At 57.8% G+C, this 18,795-nt stretch carries 18 protein-coding genes, 5 tRNA genes and 1 pseudogene; 4 read left to right on the top strand and 20 right to left on the bottom strand.

All coding sequences use genetic code 11. The features are described 5' to 3' along the window. Window positions 1-14 precede the first annotated feature (14 nt). Complete coding sequence (locus WFM45_RS20725; RefSeq protein ID WP_021505301.1) at window positions 15-242, top strand: ogr/Delta-like zinc finger family protein; 228 nt, start codon at window positions 15-17, stop codon at window positions 240-242. 144 nt (window positions 243-386) lie between these two features. Here the strand turns inward: WFM45_RS20725 and rplS are convergent, their stop codons facing one another. The 5 genes from rplS to ffh form a co-directional block, all read right to left on the bottom strand. Then, entirely contained in the window at window positions 387-743 is a 357-nt protein-coding gene (rplS, locus tag WFM45_RS20720) for a 50S ribosomal protein L19 (protein ID WP_004932484.1), read from the bottom strand. A gap of 48 nt (window positions 744-791) precedes the next feature. Further along, window positions 792-1,559, bottom strand: coding sequence for a tRNA (guanosine(37)-N1)-methyltransferase TrmD (gene trmD, locus WFM45_RS20715; protein ID WP_004932485.1), 768 nt, complete (start codon window positions 1,557-1,559; stop codon window positions 792-794). A gap of 52 nt (window positions 1,560-1,611) precedes the next feature. Continuing rightward, entirely contained in the window at window positions 1,612-2,160 is a 549-nt protein-coding gene (rimM, locus tag WFM45_RS20710) for a ribosome maturation factor RimM (protein ID WP_336957104.1), read from the bottom strand. 18 nt (window positions 2,161-2,178) lie between these two features. Beyond that, window positions 2,179-2,427 (bottom strand): 30S ribosomal protein S16, encoded by a 249-nt coding sequence (rpsP, locus tag WFM45_RS20705; RefSeq protein ID WP_004932501.1) that lies wholly within the window; start codon window positions 2,425-2,427, stop codon window positions 2,179-2,181. A gap of 214 nt (window positions 2,428-2,641) precedes the next feature. After that, complete coding sequence (ffh, locus tag WFM45_RS20700; protein ID WP_004932504.1) at window positions 2,642-4,003, bottom strand: signal recognition particle protein; 1,362 nt, start codon at window positions 4,001-4,003, stop codon at window positions 2,642-2,644. 169 nt (window positions 4,004-4,172) lie between these two features. Between ffh and WFM45_RS20695 the strand changes: the two genes are divergently transcribed. Further along, window positions 4,173-4,964, top strand: a complete 792-nt coding sequence (locus tag WFM45_RS20695; RefSeq protein WP_004932506.1) for a cytochrome C assembly family protein — start codon at window positions 4,173-4,175, stop codon at window positions 4,962-4,964. A 42-nt stretch (window positions 4,965-5,006) separates the two neighbouring features. Beyond that, window positions 5,007-6,296: an HlyC/CorC family transporter gene (locus tag WFM45_RS20690; RefSeq protein ID WP_015376704.1), complete on the top strand. Its 1,290-nt coding sequence runs from the start codon at window positions 5,007-5,009 to the stop codon at window positions 6,294-6,296. Window positions 6,297-6,361: 65 nt separating this feature from the next. Here the strand turns inward: WFM45_RS20690 and luxS are convergent, their stop codons facing one another. The 14 genes and pseudogenes from luxS to pncC form a co-directional block, all read right to left on the bottom strand. Continuing rightward, window positions 6,362-6,877 (bottom strand): S-ribosylhomocysteine lyase, encoded by a 516-nt coding sequence (gene luxS / locus WFM45_RS20685; RefSeq protein WP_004932513.1) that lies wholly within the window; start codon window positions 6,875-6,877, stop codon window positions 6,362-6,364. 166 nt (window positions 6,878-7,043) lie between these two features. Next, entirely contained in the window at window positions 7,044-8,606 is a 1,563-nt protein-coding gene (gshA, locus tag WFM45_RS20680) for a glutamate--cysteine ligase (RefSeq protein WP_015376703.1), read from the bottom strand. Window positions 8,607-8,688: 82 nt separating this feature from the next. Continuing rightward, complete coding sequence (locus WFM45_RS20675; RefSeq protein ID WP_025159656.1) at window positions 8,689-9,117, bottom strand: YqaA family protein; 429 nt, start codon at window positions 9,115-9,117, stop codon at window positions 8,689-8,691. Further along, a pseudogene (gene yqaB / locus WFM45_RS20670) lies at window positions 9,114-9,681 on the bottom strand (fructose-1-phosphate/6-phosphogluconate phosphatase). Before yqaB ends, WFM45_RS20675 begins: the two are co-directional and overlap by 4 nt. 315 nt (window positions 9,682-9,996) lie before the next feature. Next, a tRNA-Arg gene (locus WFM45_RS20665) sits at window positions 9,997-10,073 on the bottom strand. 75 nt (window positions 10,074-10,148) lie between these two features. After that, window positions 10,149-10,225, bottom strand: a tRNA-Arg gene (locus WFM45_RS20660). A gap of 52 nt (window positions 10,226-10,277) precedes the next feature. Beyond that, window positions 10,278-10,354: transfer RNA gene (locus WFM45_RS20655), tRNA-Arg, on the bottom strand. A 61-nt stretch (window positions 10,355-10,415) separates the two neighbouring features. Continuing rightward, window positions 10,416-10,492: transfer RNA gene (locus tag WFM45_RS20650), tRNA-Arg, on the bottom strand. 3 nt (window positions 10,493-10,495) lie between these two features. Then, window positions 10,496-10,588, bottom strand: a tRNA-Ser gene (locus WFM45_RS20645). A gap of 310 nt (window positions 10,589-10,898) precedes the next feature. Next, window positions 10,899-11,084, bottom strand: a complete 186-nt coding sequence (csrA, locus tag WFM45_RS20640; protein WP_004091602.1) for a carbon storage regulator CsrA — start codon at window positions 11,082-11,084, stop codon at window positions 10,899-10,901. 252 nt (window positions 11,085-11,336) lie between these two features. After that, a complete protein-coding gene (gene alaS, locus WFM45_RS20635; RefSeq protein WP_261438469.1) occupies window positions 11,337-13,964 on the bottom strand; it encodes an alanine--tRNA ligase in 2,628 nt (875 codons plus the stop codon). A 133-nt stretch (window positions 13,965-14,097) separates the two neighbouring features. After that, window positions 14,098-14,601 carry a recombination regulator RecX gene (recX, locus tag WFM45_RS20630; RefSeq protein WP_033631822.1) on the bottom strand — a complete coding sequence of 168 codons (504 nt, stop codon included), beginning with the start codon at window positions 14,599-14,601 and terminating at the stop codon, window positions 14,098-14,100. A gap of 60 nt (window positions 14,602-14,661) precedes the next feature. Then, on the bottom strand, window positions 14,662-15,726 hold the full coding sequence (gene recA / locus WFM45_RS20625) for a recombinase RecA (RefSeq protein WP_004932541.1): 1,065 nt from the start codon (window positions 15,724-15,726) through the stop codon (window positions 14,662-14,664). A gap of 111 nt (window positions 15,727-15,837) precedes the next feature. Then, the gene (gene pncC / locus WFM45_RS20620) at window positions 15,838-16,326 is read right to left on the bottom strand and encodes a nicotinamide-nucleotide amidase (protein ID WP_004932543.1); all 489 of its coding nucleotides are present in this window, start codon (window positions 16,324-16,326) and stop codon (window positions 15,838-15,840) included. Between the two features lie 243 nt (window positions 16,327-16,569). On the opposite strand from pncC, the gene WFM45_RS20615 reads away from it, so the two are divergent. Further along, window positions 16,570-17,949 (top strand): MFS transporter, encoded by a 1,380-nt coding sequence (locus tag WFM45_RS20615; RefSeq protein ID WP_336957097.1) that lies wholly within the window; start codon window positions 16,570-16,572, stop codon window positions 17,947-17,949. Window positions 17,950-17,958: 9 nt separating this feature from the next. On the opposite strand, the gene chbG is transcribed toward WFM45_RS20615, so the two are convergent. Then, window positions 17,959-18,720: a chitin disaccharide deacetylase gene (gene chbG / locus WFM45_RS20610; protein WP_085337434.1), complete on the bottom strand. Its 762-nt coding sequence runs from the start codon at window positions 18,718-18,720 to the stop codon at window positions 17,959-17,961. Window positions 18,721-18,795 lie beyond the last annotated feature (75 nt).

Genomic DNA, 18,795 nt, shown 5'->3' with positions numbered 1-18,795 from the left:
TCAAGGGGGTTCTTATGATGCACTGTCCACTATGCGGTCACGTGGCCCACACTCGCTCCAGCCGCTATCTGAGCGAGTCGACTAAAGAGCGTTACCATCAATGCCGCAACATCAATTGCAGCTGCACGTTCGCCACGCACGAATCCGTCGCGCGGGTGATCGTCAAACCTGGCGATGACATTATCCCGGCTCAGCCTCACCCGCCGGAGAGTCAGCAGAAACACAGCGCCGCAGCGCTGTAATGCAAAAAGCCTGCTTATGGAGGCTTTTTAATGTCGCGGCCAGGCAGCTAAGGCCTCGCAAATGCAACGTGATAGATTTTTCAGATAAAAAAAGGGGTTGGCATAATGCCAACCCCTGATAACTATTAACTTTTGGATGCAGCGTTAGCCAACGCGGTTCAGACGCTCTTTGATACGAGCAGCCTTACCAGTACGCTCACGCAGGTAGTACAGTTTAGCTTTACGAACGGCACCACGACGTTTAACAGTAATGCTGTCGATTACTGGGGAGTGAGTCTGGAATACACGCTCAACACCTTCGCCGTTGGAAATCTTACGAACAGTGAATGCAGAGTGCAGACCGCGGTTACGGATAGCGATAACCACGCCCTCGAATGCCTGCAGACGTTTTTTGCTACCTTCAACGACCCATACCTTCACTTCCACGGAATCACCCGGACGGAATGCAGGTACGTCTTGTTTCATCTGCTCTTGTTCAAGTTGCTTAATAATGTTGCTCATAATATGTCTCTTACCCTAGGTAAACTGATATATCGGTCCCGTCTGATGTCAGACGTTTCCTTCATAGTCCTGTTGCCTGGCCTGATGTTCCCGTTGGAACTCAGCCAGCAACACCGCTTGCTCGTCAGTCAGAGCTAGGCTTTCTAGAAGTTCAGGTCTTCTAAGCCAGGTTCGGCCCAGCGACTGCTTTAAGCGCCAGCGACGTATCTCGGCATGGTTGCCCGACAGCAGAACCGGCGGTACCTCCATCCCTTCCAACACCTCGGGGCGGGTATAGTGCGGGCAGTCCAGCAATCCGTCGGCGAAGGAGTCTTCCTCCGCTGAGGCCTGATGGCCCAGTACACCCGGTATGAAACGGGCGACTGAATCAATCAGGGTCATCGCCGGCAGTTCCCCGCCGCTGAGAACGTAATCGCCGATTGACCATTCTTCGTCAATTTCGGTTTGGATTACGCGCTCGTCTATCCCTTCGTAACGGCCGCACACCAGAATCATCTTCTGATTGGCCGCCAGTTCGCACACGCCGGTTTGATCCAGCTTGCGCCCCTGAGGTGACAGATAAATCACCTTTGCTCCCTCGCCTGCCGCTGCTTTCGCCGCATGAATGGCTTCCCGTAAAGGTTGCACCATCATCAGCATTCCCGGGCCGCCGCCGTAAGGGCGATCGTCCACGGTGCGATGCCGGTCGTAGGTGAAGTCGCGAGGACTCCAACACTGCACGCTCAGCAGGCCATTTTTTACTGCCCGGCCAGTCACCCCGTAATCGGTGATAGCGCGGAACATCTCAGGAAACAGGCTTACAATACCGATGAACACAAGCCAATCCCCTTACCGTTATTCCACTTGCTTCGACCGTTTGATCCGGGGGTCAAAAACCAGGATCCCAATCTGCCTCAATCACGCGAGCAGTGAGATCGACTTTCTTGATAACCTGCCCATGAAGAAACGGAATCAACCGCTCCTTCATGCCGAACGCATCTTTCAGGTTCGCTTTCACAACCATCACATCGTTCGAGCCGGTTTCCATCATATCGATGACTTTACCCAGCTCGTAGCCGGCGGAGGTGACTACCTTGCAGCCCATCAGGTCTTTCCAGTAGTAATCATCACCCTCCAACGGAGGAAGTTGATCGGAATCCACCATAATCTCGCGATTAGTCAGCAGATTCGCCGCGTCCCGATCGTCAATGCCTTTGACTTTGATGATCAGATCCTGACTGTGGCGCTTCCAGTCTTCCAACTCGATATGCTGCCACTGACCCGCCTGCTGGATAAACCACGGCTGATAGTCAAAAATGCTTTCGGCGTTCTCGGTGGATGAAAACACTCTGAGCCAACCACGAATGCCGTAAGCGGAACCCATTTTACCGAGTACAATCGGCGCGATCGGCGCTACCGGTTTGAGTTGCTTGCTCATTGCCACCACCGCGACAGATTAAGCTGCTTTCTTAGCGTCTTTGATCAGCGCGTGAACGCGATCAGAAACGGTTGCACCCAGACCAACCCAGTGCTCGATGCGGTCCAGGTCCAGACGCAGTGCTTCAGCCTGACCGGAAGCGATCGGGTTGAAGAAGCCTACGCGCTCGATGAAACGACCATCACGAGCGTTGCGGCTGTCGGTCACTACTACTTGATAGAACGGACGCTTTTTAGCGCCGCCACGTGCCAAACGAATTGTTACCATAACATCCTCTTTAGTTAATAAAACAGCCGGGCCCCATTGAGGGACGGGGCCCGGTTGCAATATAAAAAGCCCGAAAATTTTACTCATTTTGGCGCAAAAAGCAATCTAAAGCGTCGATCGCAGGGGACAACTTTTGCAGCCTGTCAAATTTCGGACGGTTTTCACCGCGAACGGCGAATGCTGAAAGCGCCCGCACTCGGCGTGCGGAAGCCCGTCAGCGGCCAGGGAAGCCCGGCGGCATCATACCTTTCATGCCGCGCATCATCTTCGCCATACCGCCTTTTTTCATCTTCTTCATCATACGCTGCATTTCGTCGAACTGCTTCAGCAAGCGGTTGACGTCTTGCACCTGCATGCCGGCCCCCATCGCGATGCGGCGCTTGCGCGAGCCCTTGATGATTTCCGGTTTGGCGCGCTCTTTCAGCGTCATCGAGTTGATGATCGCCTCCATGCGCACCAGCACTTTGTCGTCCATCTGCGACTTGACGTTGTCCGGCAGTTGGCCGGCGCCCGGCAGCTTGCTCAGCATATTGGCCATGCCGCCCATGTTGCGCATCTGCTTGAGCTGCTCCAGGAAGTCGGTCAGATCGAAACCGTCGCCCTTCTTCAGCTTGTTGGCCAGCTTCTCTGCCTGCTCGCGGTCGACCTTGCTTTCGATATCTTCGATCAGCGACAGCACGTCGCCCATGCCCAGGATGCGCGATGCCACGCGATCCGGGTAAAACGGCTCCAGCGCTTCGGTCTTCTCGCCGACGCCGAGGAACTTGATCGGCTTGCCGGTGATATGGCGGATGGACAACGCGGCACCGCCGCGCGCATCGCCGTCGACCTTGGTCAGCACCACGCCGGTCAGCGGCAGCGCTTCGTTAAACGCCTTGGCGGTATTGGCGGCGTCCTGGCCGGTCATGGCGTCGACCACGAACAGGGTTTCCACCGGCTTGATCGCCGCGTGCACCTGTTTGATCTCGTCCATCATCGCTTCGTCAACGTGCAAGCGGCCGGCGGTATCGACAATAAGGACATCGTAGAACTTCAGCTTGGCCTGTTGCAGCGCGCGATTGACGATGTCGATCGGTTTTTCTTTGACGTCAGACGGGAAGAAGTCGATGCCGACGCCTTCCGCCAACGTTTCCAGCTGTTTGATCGCCGCCGGGCGATAAACGTCCGCGGAAACCACCAACACTTTCTTCTTCTGTTTTTCTTTCAGGAATTTGCCGAGCTTACCGACGCTGGTGGTTTTACCGGCCCCCTGCAGGCCCGCCATCAGCACCACCGCCGGCGGCTGGGCCGCCAGATTCAGCTCGGTGTTGACTTCGCCCATCGCGGCGATCAGCTCGCCCTTGACGATCTTGACGAACTCCTGCCCCGGCGTCAGGCTTTTGTTGACTTCATGGCCAACCGCGCTCTCTTTGACGCGGTTGATGAAGTCGCGCACCACCGGCAGCGCAACGTCCGCCTCCAGCAATGCCATGCGCACTTCACGCAGGGTTTCCTTGATATTCTCTTCGGTCAGCCGCCCGCGGCCGCTGATATTGCGCAACGTGCGCGACAATCGATCGGTTAAATTTTCAAACATCGTCTCATGCTCAACGTGTAATGACAGGCCGCTCCGGCGACACAATTGCGCCGATGATAACACGAAGCGCGCAGGATCTCTGCCTCAGCGTTGGAGATAGGTTGGAGTGAAACGCGCGCAACGCTATACTGACACTCCAATTAACCACGCCGAAGCAAAATTAAACGTTATGCCAGTTTTCTCCATTGTGGCTTTGATGGCCTACCTGCTCAGCCTTGGACTGATCATTCCCAGCTTGTTGCGGAAGAACAGCGCATACCGTCGGCTCGCCCTCGTCTCGGCGGTGGTGGCGTTGATTTGCCACGCCATCGCGCTTCAGCAGCGCATCTTTGACGTCAGCGCCGGGCAGAATCTCAGCCTGCTGAACATTGGTTCTATCGTCAGCCTGATCATCTGTTCGGTGATGACCTTCGTCGCTTCACGCGATCGCGGCTGGTTCCTGCTGCCGATCGTCTACAGCTTCGCGATGATCAATCTGGCCTTCGCCAGCTTCATGCCCGGCGAGTTCATCACTCACCTGGAAGCCAGCCCGGAATTGATGGTGCATATCGGCCTGGCGCTGTTCTCTTACGCCACCCTTATCATCGCCGCGCTCTACGCCTTACAGCTCGCCTGGCTCGACTACCTGTTGAAAAACAAAAAGCTGACCTTCAGCGCCGACATGCCGCCGCTGATGAGCATCGAGCGCAAGATGTTCCATATCACCCAGATCGGCGTGGTGCTGCTGACGCTCACCCTGTGCACCGGCCTGCTGTACATGGATAATCTGTTCAGCAAAGAAAACGTGCATAAAGCCGTGTTGTCGATCATGGCCTGGTTCGTGTATATCGTGTTGCTGTGGGGCCATTACCATGAAGGCTGGCGCGGCCGCCGCGTCGTCTGGTTCAGCTTCGCCGGCGCCTTCCTGCTGACGCTCGCCTACTTCGGCAGCCGTCTGATTCAACAGGTGATGGTGCGCTGAGCCAGCCCGGTTCAACTTTCCCTCTCTATAAGGAATACTGCATTGGAGCATGTGTCGACGGGGACCCTCATCATTATCCTGGTGATCATGATCGTGGTCTCCGCTTACTTCTCCGCCTCCGAAACCGGCATGATGACGCTCAACCGTTATCGCCTGCGCCACCTGTCCAAGCAGGGTAACCGTTCGGCGCGCCGGGTGGAGAAGCTGCTGCAAAAACCGGATCGGCTGATCGGCCTGGTGCTGATCGGCAACAACCTGGTCAACATCCTCGCCTCGGCGCTGGCGACCATCGTCGGCATGCGGCTGTATGGCGATCTCGGCGTGGCGATTGCGACCGGCGTTCTGACCTTCGCCGTGCTGTTGTTCGCCGAAGTGCTGCCGAAAACCTTCGCCGCGCTCTATCCGGAACGCATCGCCTTCCCCAGCAGCGTCCTGCTGGCCCCGTTGCAAAAGGTGATGTTCCCGCTGGTCTGGTTGCTCAACGGCATCACCAGCCTGACCTTGCGCCTGTTCGGCATTCGCACCAACGTGCGCATCAGCGACGCCGTCAGCAAGGATGAGCTGCGCACCATCGTGCGTGAATCCCAGTCGCAGATCTCCCGCCGCAATCAGGACATGCTGATCTCGGTGCTGGACCTGGAAAAGGTGACGGTCAACGACATCATGGTGCCTCGCACCGAGATCGTCGGCATCGACGTCAACGACGACTGGAAGTCGATCATGCGCCAGCTGACCCACTCGCCGCACGGCCGCATCGTGCTGTATCGCAGCTCGCTGGACGACGCGATCGGCATGCTGCGCGTGCGCGAAGCCTACCGTCTGATGACCGAGAAAAAAGAGTTTAACAAAGAGAACCTGCTGCGCGCCGCCGATGAGATCTACTTCGTACCGGAAGGCACGCCGCTCAACGTGCAGCTGGTGAAATTCCAGCGCAACAAAGAGAAGGTCGGCATCGTGGTCGACGAGTACGGCGACATTCAGGGCCTGGTTACGGTGGAAGACATCCTCGAGGAGATCGTCGGCGACTTCACCACCTCGATGTCGCCGACGCTGGCGGAAGAAGTCACGCCGCAGAGCGACGGCTCGGTCTTGATCGACGGCACCGCCAACGTGCGGGAGCTGAACAAGGCCTTTAACTGGACTTTACCCGCCAACGAGGCTCGCACCGTCAACGGCATGCTGCTGGAAGAACTGGAAGAGATCCCCGAAATCGGCACCCGGGTGCGTATCGGCCATTACGATATCGACATTCTCGACGTGCAGGGCAATATGATCAAACAGGTGCGGGTCACGCCGATCACCTCGCTGCAGTCCAGCATCGGCCATCACTAACCCTCCGCCAGAACGTAAAAAAGACGCGAAATCGCGTCTTTTTTGTCTCTGCGGGAAACGTACGGTTAGATATGCAGCTCCTGCAGCTTCTCTTTCGGCAGCGCCAGTTCGTCGTTGTGGTTCACCACCACGCCGTTATCCAGAATGTGCTTGGCGATCTCCTGCGCTTCTTCCAGCGAGTGCATGTGGTAGGTACCACACTGGTACTCGTTCAGCTCAGGGATCTTGCGCTGGTCGGTCACTTTCAGCACGTCTGCCATCGCCGCTTTCCAGGCATCGGCAACGCGCTGCTCTTCCGGCACGCCGATCAGGCTCATGTAGAAACCGGTGCGACAGCCCATTGGGGAGATGTCGATAATCTCCACGCCCTGGCCGTTCAGGTGGTCGCGCATAAAGCCGGCGAACAGGTGTTCCAGCGTGTGAATGCCGCGTTCGGGCATCACTTCCAGGTTCGGGCGGCAAAAGCGCAGATCAAATACCGTGATGGTATCGCCATGAGGCGTTTTCATGGTTTTCGCAACGCGGACAGCCGGGGCTGCCATACGGGTATGATCGACGGTAAAGCTATCCAGCAATGGCATTTCGCTACCTCCTCGTAAAAGAGCATTTATTTCGAAACTTTTTTTCCTAACCGGGAAACCTTTTCCAACCCTGCGAGTCTGAGTATGTGAAAGACGCGCATTTGTTATCATCATCCCTGTCATCAGAGATGCATATTTGGCCACATTGATGTGGCCTTTTTCTTTTTCAGCTTCCGCCGTTTTGCTTCAGGAACGCTTCAAAGCTTAGCGTATCATTGGCTTCTATGTCGCGTTGACGCTGCCAAGAGGCTTCCCGCTCTTTATCCAGCTCGGCTTCGTTCAGGATTTCCAACGGTTCTTCCAGCAATGTCTGGCGATACTGCTCCGCCAGCTGCAGACCGACGCGTCCGGTGCCTTCCGCCTTCATCGCCTTCAGAATGCGCGCGGAGAAGGTCAGCTCAGGATCGTCAAACGCGGCGACCAGCTCATCGCACACCTGCTGGTATTGACGGTTGCCGGCTTCGCCGTCCAACACTTCCGCGACCCGACGCAGATCGGCGAACAGCGCCTTGCCCACTTTTTCCAACGGTTCATGGCTGGCGCCACAGCCGATGCCGATGGTCTGGCCCGGCTTGCGCCCTTCCAGAATCACCCGGTTCCAGTTCTTGCGCGTGCACAGCAGTTCATCGCTGCTCATCTCCGGCGCATCGGCCAGCGCGCACCACACCAGGAACAGATCCAGGAAACGCGCCTGCACCGCATCCACGCCGATCGGCGAGAACGGGTTGATATCCAGCGAACGCACTTCGATGTATTCGATACCGCCGCGCAGCAGCGCGTCTGACGGCGTCTCGCCGCTTTTGGTCACGCGCTTCGGCCGGATCGGCGCATACAGCTCGTTCTCGATTTGCAGCACGTTGCTGTTCAACTGCAGGTAGCGATCACCCTCTTTCACGCCCAGCTTGGCGAACTCTTCGGAAGGCGTAACGATCGCCCGCTTCAAACCGGCCACATAGCTGTGCAGATCGTTGAAGGTGATGCCCAGATTACTTTGCGACTTGTTGGTATAACCCAGGTCGCTCAGACGCAGCGAGGTGGCGTACGGCAGGTAGCACATCCCCTGCTCGGTGCGTTCGAACGGCAGAGTGGTCTCGCGCCCTTTGAGGAACGAAGAACAAATGGCCGGCGATGCGCCGAACAGATACGGGATCACCCAACCGAAACGGTAGTAGTTGCGGATCAGGCGGAAATACCCCGCCGAGATCTGCTCTTTACCACTTTCTGCGTCCTGCACGCCAGCCCAGGCCTGCCAAAACTCCAGCGGCAGCGAGAAGTTGTAGTGCACGCCGGAAATGGTCTGCATCAGCGCGCCATAGCGATTCTTCAACCCTTCGCGGTACAGCGTCTTCATGCGGCCGATGTTCGAAGAACCGAACTGCGCCAGCTCAATATCCTGCTCGGCTTCGATAAAGCACGGCATGCTGAGCGGCCACATGCGCTCATCGCCAATGTTGCGCGCCACGTAGCGATGAATATCGCGCAGGAACGTCAGCAGGTGATCGATATTGTCATCAACCGGCGTAATGAACTCTAACAGCGCCTCGGCGAAATCCGTGGTGATCCAGTGATGCGTCAATGCCGCCCCCAGCTTTTCCGGATGCCCGGTAGTCGCCAAGGTGCCGTTCGGCGTGACTCGCAGCGTTTCACGCTCGATGCCGCGACGAATGCCTTTTAATGCCTGAGGATGGGCTTCCAACCAAGAAAGCGCCTGTGATACGTCCGGGATCAAATTGACCTCCCGCTTCTAAAAACAATAACTCGTAAGCATACTGAATCCGCACCCGAGAGAATATTGAGTTATATTCACTTGGTTACTGCCACCAGGCGATGCCCTGTACCGTTATCATAGTCAAAACGATGTAACGCAGCGCCTTTCCGATACACAGAAACAGCGCGACAGAGCCCCAGGGCATGCGCAGCCAACCTGCCAACACGCACAACAAATCGCCCACCACCGGCACCCAGCTGAGCAACAGCGCAGCCGGGCCGAAGCGTTGCAGCCACCCGAGCGCCGTTGCCAGCCCCCGCTGTGGTTTCAACGCCGGTAACAGGCGCCCGATAATGACATTGGTCAAGCCGCCCAGCGTGTTGCCCAGGGTCGCGGCCAGCACCAGCAATTCCGGCGAGACGCGACTCTGGGTCAGCAAAGCGACCAGAACGATTTCTGAATTTCCCGGCAGCAGCGTCGCACTGAGGAAGCTGCTGCCAAATAACGATATTACGGCTAGCGTACTACTCACAGCGTGCGAACGTCTACCACGTCCATACCGGCGCTTTTTGCCGCCTGAATGCCGAACTCGGCGTCTTCAAACACCACGCACTTTTCCGGCGGCACGCCGATAAGTTCGGCGCAGCGCAGGAAGGTGTCCGGCTCCGGTTTATGGCGCTGTACGTCGTCCGCACCGACAATCGCGTCGAAGCAGTTGAACAGGCCGAGATGACGCAGCAGCATTTCCGCCATGCGGTGCTCGCTGCCGGTACCGACCGCCATCGGACGGCGACCGTGATAGGATTTTACCACCTCGATCAGCGGCAACGGGCGTACGCTGTCCAACAGCATCGCCTCCACCGCGGGGGGTTTTCTCCGCCGCCAGATGATGGGGATCGAGATCGGCCTGGTGGCTGGCGATAATCGCCTGAGCGATGCGCCAGGTCGGTGAACCGCTCAGCGCCACCATAGCCGCTTCATCAAACGTCATGCCATAACGCGACAGCACTTTACTCCACGCTTTGCGGTGCGTTGGCTCGGTGTCCAGAATCGTGCCGTCCATGTCGAAAATAAGACCCTGATAGCGGTCGTACATCGTTACTCCATGATCGTTGAGGAAAGAAAACTACTTTAGCGTAAAGCCGTTGGGTTGTCGCTGACTGCGTCATAGCGGAATGTGCTGTGATCGATCGGGTACAAAGCAGGAAAGGGGTGAAGAGAGAATGGCTAAATGCTGAAAAGCGAAAAACCCGCCAGGGCGGGTTTCTCTTAGATGGTGCATCCGGGAGGATGATTCGGCGCCAACGCCTCACCCTGCGGGCCGTTGCTAAAGCAACGTTATCCTCCCCAAGGACACTTTCTTTTTACCACCCGCATGACGATTTCTCTTCGCGATACGGGAGGTTAAACATGGTGCATCCGGGAGGATTCGAACCTCCGACCGCTCGGTTCGTAGCCGAGTACTCTATCCAGCTGAGCTACGGATGCATGACTGTTTTTGCCGCTTGTCTGTTTCACGAATAACAGAAAAGCAAAAACCCGCTAAGGCGGGCTTCTCTTAGATGGTGCATCCGGGAGGATTCGAACCTCCGACCGCTCGGTTCGTAGCCGAGTACTCTATCCAGCTGAGCTACGGATGCATTACTATTTTTACCGCGTGCCGGCTTTGCTAATAAAGCCAGGCTTTAAGAATGGTGCATCCGGGAGGATTCGAACCTCCGACCGCTCGGTTCGTAGCCGAGTACTCTATCCAGCTGAGCTACGGATGCACAGGAATTCTTTTTTGATACCGTATGGTACGTTGTTACTACCCCACCATACTGCAAAATATGGTGCATCCGGGAGGATTCGAACCTCCGACCGCTCGGTTCGTAGCCGAGTACTCTATCCAGCTGAGCTACGGATGCAAATGGCGGTGAGGCGGGGATTCGAACCCCGGATGCAGCTTTTGACCGCATACTCCCTTAGCAGGGGAGCGCCTTCAGCCTCTCGGCCACCTCACCATACGCTTCTTTCGAATTGTGCCTGACTTGCTTTAGAGAAGCTCATCGGCACTGCGTGGCGCACATATTACTTTCTCCGACTTTTAAGTCAAACAATTTTTCCCAACTCATGCGCGTTTGCACAATTCACACCCAACATGGGCGATTTCACGGCAAAAAGGGCGTTTTATCAACAGGCAACCGCAACGTCTGCAGCAATAAAGCAGGAAACTCACCGGGAAAATAATCACGAAAAAGAGAGGGGAGAACGAAAGAAGTGGGTAAAACGATGCAGTAGCGTCTCGTCTGGCAACGAGACGCTGCTTCGGAATCAGTAAGTCGTCTGCTGAGACTTCTCTGCCTGAATGCGCTGATAGATTTCTTCACGGTGAACTGAAACCTCTTTGGGGGCGTTCACACCAATACGCACCTGGTTGCCTTTTACCCCTAGCACAGTGACCGTAACCTCATCGCCAATCATGAGGGTTTCACCAACTCGACGAGTCAGAATTAACATTCTTTGCTCCTTGAAAGATTAAAAGAGTCGGGTCTCTCAGTTTCCCCGTCATTATCCATCATATGTGGTGAAAACGTAAGCCGCGCAATCCACAATAAGTGTAAGCAGACTTGGTCCCACCTCAGATAATGGTAAGTTTAGCCGACCAGAAAAACTTTGTTCCCGCAATTGTAACTAAATTGTGTTAGCACAGTATGAAAACGCCATAATCAACAAAGTATTATGGCGTTTGTCCGTGCTATTTATTTATGTTCACAGCTTTGAGGCCACCCAGGCTTCTACGCTGTTTAACGCCGCTGGCAGAGCGTTGATATCCGTCCCCCCCGCCATCGCCATATCCGGGCGACCACCGCCCTTGCCGCCGACCTGCTGCGCCACGTTGCCGATCAACTCGCCGGCTTTCACGCGGTCAGTCAGATCCTTGGTCACGCCCGCGACCAGGCTGACTTTGTCATCAGCCGTCGTCGCCAACACGATAATGGCCGAACCCAATTGATTTTTCAGGTCATCCACCATGGTGCGCAGCATTTTGGCTTCGACATTGTCCAACTGGCTGACCAACAGCTTCACGCCGTTAACCAGTTTCGCCTGGCTGGACAGCGACGCGCTTTCCTGCGCCGCCTGCTGATCTTTCAGTTGCTGCAGTTCTTTTTCCAGCGCGCGCGTGCGATCGAGCACCGAGCGCACTTTATCGGTCAGGTTGTTGCTGTCGCCCTTCACCAACTGCGCAACGTCTTGCAACAAATCGCTTTGCTGGTGCAGCGTGGCGATAGCGCCTGCGCCGGTCACCGCTTCAATACGACGGATGCCCGCCGCGGTGCCCGACTCGCTCAGAATGCGGAACAGGCCGATATCGCCGGTGCGGCTGGCGTGGGTACCGCCGCACAGCTCGGTGGAGAAGTCGCCCATGGTCAGCACGCGCACGTTGTCGTCGTACTTCTCACCGAACAGCGCCATTGCGCCCTTCTCTTTGGCGTCTTCCAACGCCATCAGCTCGGTCTGCACCGGCAGGTTACGACGCACCTGCTGGTTCACCAGATCTTCCACCACGCGGATTTGTTCCGGCTTCATCGCTTCGAAGTGCGAGAAGTCGAAACGCAGGTATTTGTCGTTAACCAGCGAGCCTTTCTGCGCAACGTGATCGCCCAGCGTTTGGCGCAGCGCGGCGTGCAGCAGGTGAGTCGCGGAGTGGTTCAGGCGGATGCTGTTGCGGCGCTCGGCGTCGATCTGCGCATCCACGCGATCGTTCAGCTTCAGCGAGCCCTGCGCCAGTTTGCCTTGGTGGCCGATAGCCTGACCGTATTTCTGGGTGTCATTGACCACAAACTCGGCGCCGGCGGCTTTCAGCACGCCTTTATCGCCGACCTGCCCGCCGGATTCACCGTAGAACGGCGTCTCGTCCAGCACCACCACCGCCTCTTCGCCGGCGTTGATCTGCTCGACCGGCTGGCCGTCACGGAACAGCGCGATCACCGTCGCCTGCTGCTCGTCGTGATCGTAGCCGCTGAACTGGCTGCTGCCATCCACGCGGATCAGGCTGTTGTAGTCGGCGCCGAAGCCGCTGGACTCACGCGCGCGGCGGCGCTGGGCTTCCATCGCCTCTTCAAAGCCCGCTTCGTCGACTTTCAGACCGCGCTCGCGGCAGACGTCAGCGGTCAGATCGACCGGGAAACCGTAGGTATCGTACAGACGGAAAGCGGTTTCGCCGTCCAGGGTATCGCCCTGCAGCTTGGCCAGCTCTTCGTCCAACAGCGCTAGCCCACGCTCCAGCGTGCGGGCAAACTGCTCCTCTTCGGTTTTCAGCACCTGCTCCACCAGCGATTGCTGGCGTTTCAGCTCGTCGGCCGCCGGGCCCATCACTTCGATCAGTGGCGCTACCAGCTTGTAGAAGAAGGTATCTTTCGCGCCCAGCATGTTGCCATGACGGATCGCGCGGCGAATGATGCGGCGCAGCACGTAGCCGCGGTTTTCGTTAGACGGGATCACGCCGTCAGACACCAGGAAGGCGCAGGAACGGATGTGGTCGGCGATAACGCGCAGGGATTTGTTATCCAGATCGGTCGCGCCGGTGACTTTCGCTACGGCGGCGATCAGGGTGCGGAACAGGTCGATCTCATAGTTGGAGTTCACATGCTGCAACACCGCCGCGATGCGCTCCAGACCCATGCCGGTATCCACTGAAGGTTTCGGCAGCGGCAGCATGGTGCCGTCGGACTGACGGTTGAACTGCATGAAAACGATGTTCCAGATCTCGATGTAGCGGTCGCCGTCTTCTTCCGGGCTGCCCGGAGGGCCGCCCCAGATGTGATCGCCGTGATCGTAGAAAATCTCGGTGCACGGGCCGCATGGGCCGGTGTCGCCCATCTGCCAGAAGTTATCGGAAGCGAAAGGCGCGCCCTTGTTGTCGCCGATGCGGATAATGCGCTCGGCCGGTACGCCGATTTGCTTCTGCCAAATGTCGAACGCTTCATCATCGGTTTCATACACGGTGACCCACAGTCTCTCTTTCGGCAGGTTGAACCAGTTTTCACCGGTCAGCAGTTCCCACGCGTAGCTGATCGCGTCGTGCTTGAAGTAATCGCCGAAGCTGAAGTTACCCAGCATTTCAAAGAAGGTGTGGTGACGAGCGGTATAACCGACGTTTTCCAGGTCGTTATGCTTGCCGCCTGCGCGCACGCAGCGCTGCGAGGTGGTGGCGCGGGAATAGGCGCGTTTGTCGAGCCCCAGGAAAACATCCTTAAATTGGTTCATGCCGGCATTGGTAAACAGCAATGTCGGATCATTGTTAGGCACCAGGGAGCTGCTTGCTACAACCTGATGGCCCTTACTATGAAAGAAATCGAGAAACGCTTGACGGATCTCAGCGGTGCTCTTGCTCATAATTTTCCTGGAAAGGCTAGAATAACGACACGTGAGCCGGTGGCGCGTCATCCCGACGATGACAACCAGCTCACGAACAAAAAGTGGGGATAAGATAAATTTTCTTCAGAGGGAAGTAAAACCCCGTGTGCGCTCATTGCGCAAAATCACGGTAAATTGACTGAATTTCTTCCTGGAAGAAGCCGCGATAGAGCAGATAACGCTGCACTTTGGCTTTCTCTTTCCAGTCGGTTGGCAACGCATCGCCAAATTTTCGCTGCGCCACCTGTTTCGCCTGTTCGCACCAGTCGATATCGCATTCCGCCAACGCGTCCTGTACCAGCGCTTTATCCACGCCCTTTTGCATCAATTCGCTGCGGATGCGCTGCGCGCCATAACCCTTGCGGCTGCGGCTGCCGATGTAGCTGTGTGCGAAACGCTGATCGTCCAGCCAGTTGTGCTGGTAACAGTAGGCGATAACCTGATCGATTAGCGCAGGATCCACCGGCTCTTCGGCCACCGTCGGCGCATGCGGCCCCTTACCGCCAAACCGGGCTTTCGCCACAAACGGCTGCGCCGCAAGTTTGCGGCGCAGTTCAGCTTCACTATGATCGCGTTGCGACAGCAGGCGCATGGCGCGGCTTAGCAAGTCATTCATCATTCAAGCCTGAATTCAGAGAATATGCGCCACATAAACGGCGGCGCACATCTTCAGCGATTAGAACTGCTCGCTGGTTTCCGCTTCATCGTCTTCGAAGTCGTCACCGGAAGCGGCTACCAGTTCACCGCCGCTGTGCAGCAGCAGGTCGCGCAGCTTCTTATCCAGCTCGGCGGCAATAGCCGGGTTTTCTTTCAGGAAGTTACAGGCATTCGCCTTGCCCTGACCAATCTTCTCGCCGTTATAGCTGTACCAGGCGCCGGCTTTTTCGATCATCTTGTGCTTCACGCCCAGATCGACCAGTTCGCCGCGGCTGTTGATGCCTTCGCCGTACATGATTTGGAACTCAGCCTGTTTGAACGGCGCAGCGATTTTGTTCTTCACCACTTTCACGCGGGTTTCGCTGCCCACCACTTCGTCGCCCTCTTTGATGGCGCCGATACGACGGATATCCAGACGCACCGAAGCATAGAACTTCAGGGCGTTACCGCCGGTCGTGGTTTCCGGGTTGCCGAACATCACACCAATTTTCATACGGATCTGGTTGATGAAGATCAGCAGGGTATTGGCGTTTTTCAGGTTGCCGGCCAGTTTACGCATCGCCTGGCTCATCATGCGCGCCGCCAGGCCCATGTGCGAATCGCCGATTTCACCTTCGATTTCCGCCTTCGGCGTCAGCGCCGCCACGGAGTCGACGATGATGACATCAACCGCGCCGGAGCGGGTCAGCGCATCACAGATTTCCAGCGCCTGCTCGCCGGTATCCGGCTGGGAGCACAGCAGGTTGTCGATATCGACGCCCAGCTTTTTCGCATAGATAGGATCCAGCGCGTGTTCGGCGTCGATGAACGCACAGGTTTTGCCTTCGCGCTGCGCAGCGGCGATCACCTGCAGCGTCAAAGTGGTTTTACCGGACGATTCCGGGCCGTAGATTTCTACGATGCGGCCCATCGGCAGGCCGCCGGCGCCCAGGGCGATATCGAGTGACAGTGAGCCGGTGGAGATCGTTTCCACGTCCATGGAGCGGTCTTCACCCAGACGCATGATGGAGCCTTTGCCGAACTGTTTCTCAATCTGGCCCAGTGCCGCAGCTAACGCCTTTTGCTTGTTCTCATCAATAGCCATTTTTGCTCCTTCGTTTCGCAATGCCGGTGTTACCCCACACTGCCACTGAATGTATGTTGTGCAGGAAATGTCACTAATTATACTGTATGGTCATACAGTATCAAGCCTAATTTACAAAAATTCGTCGATGGCGGTTTGCAGCGCGAAAATCGTCGCCTGCAGCCGCACCGCATCGCGGTCGCCCTCGAATTGCATCTTGCGCGACAGCCCCCGGCCATCGCTGCTGGCAAAGCCGAACCACACGGTGCCGACCGGCTTTTCCACGCTGCCGCCGTCCGGGCCGGCGATGCCGCTCACCGACAGCGCCAGATCGGCCTGCGCCGCCCGCAGCGCCCCTATCGCCATCTCGCGCACCACCTCTTCGCTGACCGCGCCGTGCGCCGCCAACGTCGCTTCGCTCACCCCCAGCAGATCATGTTTCGCCGCATTACTGTAGGTGACGAAACCGCGATCGAAATAGGCGGAGCTGCCGGCGATATCGGTAATGGCCTTGGCTATGCCGCCGCCGGTGCAGGATTCCGCGCAGGTGATCCAGCGGCCCTGAGCCTTCAGTTTTTCCCCCGCCAGCACGCTGAGCCGGCGCAGTTGGTTTTCACTCATAACCCCTCCCTCGCGAATTCAGGTATATGCGCCCGATAGTAGCATTTATCAAGGCGACACGGCGGCTGGCGCGCAGAAATGCGCAGCGCCTCGCAGGAGGTGCGGTTTTAAGCGCCCGGCCAAGCTGCTAGTATCAAAAGAAGCGCCCCATTGAGCGGCGGCGCACCAGCACAAGGAACATCACGGAGGCGGCGCGCTGCGGCGGCGGCCTCAGGGCGCACCAGAAGAGATTAGGATGATAGCGTGAAAAAAACGTTGGGCGTATTCTTGCCGTTGTACACCACCACCCTGCTGCTGCTGTTGGGCTCGGGTCTGCTCACCACCTATGTCTCGCTGCGGCTGACCTCCATCCACGTCAGCAGCGCGCTGATCGGCGCCATCATCGCCGCCAACTACATCGGGTTGGTGATCGGCGGCAAGGTCGGCCACTTTCTCATCGCCCGCGTCGGGCATATCCGCGCCTACGTGGCCTGCGCCGGCATCATCACCGCTGCGGTGCTGGGGCACGGTCTGACGGCATTCATTCCCGCTTGGGTCGCGCTGCGTCTGGTGATCGGGCTGTGCATGATGTGCCAGTATATGGTGCTGGAAAGCTGGCTGAACGACCAGGCGGAATCCAACCAGCGCGGCATGGTGTTCGGCTTCTATATGGCGGCGACCTATCTCGGCATGTCGCTGGGCCAGATAGTGCTGATGCTGCAAAGCAACCTGGGCATCACCACGCTGCTGGTGATCGCGTTGTGCTTCGCGCTTTGTCTGGTGCCCATCGCGCTCACCACCCGCACCAATGCGCGCCACATGTCGCCGGCCCCGATGGAGTTGCGTTACTTTGTCGGCGCCATTCCCAAGGTGCTGGCTACCACGCTGGTGATCGGCATAGTGGTGGGCTCGTTTTACGGCCTGGCGCCGGTCTACGCCAGCCTGCAATCCTTAACCACTCAGCAAACCGGCCTGTTCATGGCGCTGGCCATCTTCGCCGGGCTGGTGGCGCAGTTCCCGCTCAGTTGGCTGTCGGATCGCTATAATCGCCCGTTGCTGATGCGCCTCAACGCCATTTTTCTGATCGTGGCGGCGCTGCCGCTGGCGCTGCTGCCGCACATCGATTTCCCGCTGCTGCTAGCGGTCGGGTTCGTCGTCAGCATGTTGCAATTTACGCTCTACCCGTTGGCGGTGGCGCTGGCCAACGATCTGATCGAGCCGGAACGCCGCGTCTCGCTGGCCGCCTGTCTGCTGATGGCGTTCGGCGTCGGCGCCAGCATCGGGCCATTGGCGGTCGGCGCGCTGATCGAGCCGCTGGGCGGCAATATCCTGTACGCCTTTTTCGCCCTGTGCGGCGTGCTGCTGGCGGCTCTCAGCCGCACGGCGAAAGCGGAGGAACCGCATTTGGCGCAGGACGCGCCGGTGCCGCACATTCCGCTGCCGGACAGCCTCACCAGCTCGCCGCTGTCGCCGGCGCTTAATCCGACCTTCGATGAACAGATCATTCACGACACCATGCCGCCGCCGGAAGCGGCGCCCGAGGTCGACGAGCCGCAGCCCGAAGCACAAGAAGCGGAACCCTTGCCTCAGGGCGCCGATCCGGAAGAAGACACCGGCCTGAAAAAGGCGCACGCCATGCTGTAAACGGCGGCGTTACAGATCCTGGAAGGAGCCCAACAGAAAACCGCGTTCGGCGATCGCCGCTTTCAGCGTCGGCGCGGTCAACACATCCAGCTCGACGAGGCGCGGATGGCAGTATTGGCTCTGCAGGATCGTCGCGTCGAGGAACGCCGGGTGGCACATCATTTCCAATGATTCTGCGCCCTGCTCGTCGGCGCGCGCCAACCTTTGCAGGAACAACGTTTCGGAAATCGTCTCACCGTAGAATCCCGCGTCGAAAACGTCAGTGCTATAGGGGGCATGCAGCGTGATGCCACGCCGTTTCGCCTCTTCGCGATCGAGACGCAGCGGCAGCCCCTGCGCTTGCGCGAACGCCTCCACCAGCGGATAAATTTGCGGCTGCATATGCACATGGTGGTGGCTGTCGATATGCGTCGGCGGCCGGCCGAACAGCGTCACGAAGCGCGTGAACTGGCGCTGCAGCTCCTCGTGAATTTCGTCCAGCTGCAGCTCGCCGGCCTCGGCGCGGCGCCACAGCCATTTGCCCAGTTCGCCATGTTCGTTGACCAGCGAAGGCATGGCGCCCAGCGGCTTGCCATGGGTCAAAACGAAATGCAGCCCAATCGGCAACCCCGGATATTGCCGGCTGAGCGCCGCCGCGTGCTGCGCGCCGCCGCCGTTCACCATCGCCGTGGTGGAGGAAACGACGCCATGCTGATACGCCTCGATGACGCCATAGTTCTGCCCTTTGCTCAGGCCGAAATCATCGGCATTCACGATCAGTAGTTTTTCCATAGAGGCTCCCGCGGGATGGATTTTTGGCAAGGGAAGGCCGACCGCTCGGCGCGGCATTCCCCCTCGTTAAGGTAA

Source organism: Serratia sp. KG1D (assembly GCF_037150675.1).
Taxonomy (GTDB): Bacteria; Pseudomonadota; Gammaproteobacteria; order Enterobacterales; family Enterobacteriaceae; genus Serratia; species Serratia nematodiphila.
This window is presented reverse-complemented; position numbering and strand designations above follow the sequence as displayed.